The sequence below is a fragment of the Enterobacter cloacae complex sp. P18RS genome, assembly GCF_014982105.1.
GTDB lineage: Bacteria > Pseudomonadota > Gammaproteobacteria > Enterobacterales > Enterobacteriaceae > Enterobacter > Enterobacter hormaechei_C.
Map to the genome: position 1 here is coordinate 3,415 of NZ_JADCKV010000037.1, position 1,644 is coordinate 5,058.

Sequence of the window (1,644 nt, forward strand, 5' to 3'; positions counted from 1 at the left end):
TTTTCATCAGACAATCTGTGTGAGCACTGCAAAGGCAGGTTCTTTAAGGTAAGGAGGTGATCCAACCGCAGGTTCCCCTACGGTTACCTTGTTACGACTTCACCCCAGTCATGAATCACAAAGTGGTAAGCGCCCTCCCGAAGGTTAAGCTACCTACTTCTTTTGCAACCCACTCCCATGGTGTGACGGGCGGTGTGTACAAGGCCCGGGAACGTATTCACCGTGGCATTCTGATCCACGATTACTAGCGATTCCGACTTCATGGAGTCGAGTTGCAGACTCCAATCCGGACTACGACGCACTTTATGAGGTCCGCTTGCTCTCGCGAGGTCGCTTCTCTTTGTATGCGCCATTGTAGCACGTGTGTAGCCCTACTCGTAAGGGCCATGATGACTTGACGTCATCCCCACCTTCCTCCAGTTTATCACTGGCAGTCTCCTTTGAGTTCCCGGCCTAACCGCTGGCAACAAAGGATAAGGGTTGCGCTCGTTGCGGGACTTAACCCAACATTTCACAACACGAGCTGACGACAGCCATGCAGCACCTGTCTCAGAGTTCCCGAAGGCACCAATCCATCTCTGGAAAGTTCTCTGGATGTCAAGAGTAGGTAAGGTTCTTCGCGTTGCATCGAATTAAACCACATGCTCCACCGCTTGTGCGGGCCCCCGTCAATTCATTTGAGTTTTAACCTTGCGGCCGTACTCCCCAGGCGGTCGACTTAACGCGTTAGCTCCGGAAGCCACGCCTCAAGGGCACAACCTCCAAGTCGACATCGTTTACGGCGTGGACTACCAGGGTATCTAATCCTGTTTGCTCCCCACGCTTTCGCACCTGAGCGTCAGTCTTTGTCCAGGGGGCCGCCTTCGCCACCGGTATTCCTCCAGATCTCTACGCATTTCACCGCTACACCTGGAATTCTACCCCCCTCTACAAGACTCTAGCCTGCCAGTTTCGAATGCAGTTCCCAGGTTGAGCCCGGGGATTTCACATCCGACTTGACAGACCGCCTGCGTGCGCTTTACGCCCAGTAATTCCGATTAACGCTTGCACCCTCCGTATTACCGCGGCTGCTGGCACGGAGTTAGCCGGTGCTTCTTCTGCGGGTAACGTCAATCGACAAGGTTATTAACCTTATCGCCTTCCTCCCCGCTGAAAGTACTTTACAACCCGAAGGCCTTCTTCATACACGCGGCATGGCTGCATCAGGCTTGCGCCCATTGTGCAATATTCCCCACTGCTGCCTCCCGTAGGAGTCTGGACCGTGTCTCAGTTCCAGTGTGGCTGGTCATCCTCTCAGACCAGCTAGGGATCGTCGCCTAGGTGAGCCGTTACCCCACCTACTAGCTAATCCCATCTGGGCACATCCGATGGCAAGAGGCCCGAAGGTCCCCCTCTTTGGTCTTGCGACGTTATGCGGTATTAGCTACCGTTTCCAGTAGTTATCCCCCTCCATCAGGCAGTTTCCCAGACATTACTCACCCGTCCGCCACTCGTCAGCGAAGCAGCAAGCTGCTTCCTGTTACCGTTCGACTTGCATGTGTTAGGCCTGCCGCCAGCGTTCAATCTGAGCCATGATCAAACTCTTCAATTTAAAAGTTTGATGCTCAATGAATTAAACTTCGTAATGAATTACGTGTTCACTCA

1 rRNA gene is annotated in these 1,644 nt (G+C 53.4%); it reads right to left on the reverse strand.

Annotated features, from left to right (window positions below):
- Window positions 1-49: 49 nt before the first annotated feature.
- A 16S ribosomal RNA gene (locus INF61_RS21740) occupies window positions 50-1,591 on the reverse strand.
- Between the last annotated feature and the right edge of the window lie 53 nt (window positions 1,592-1,644).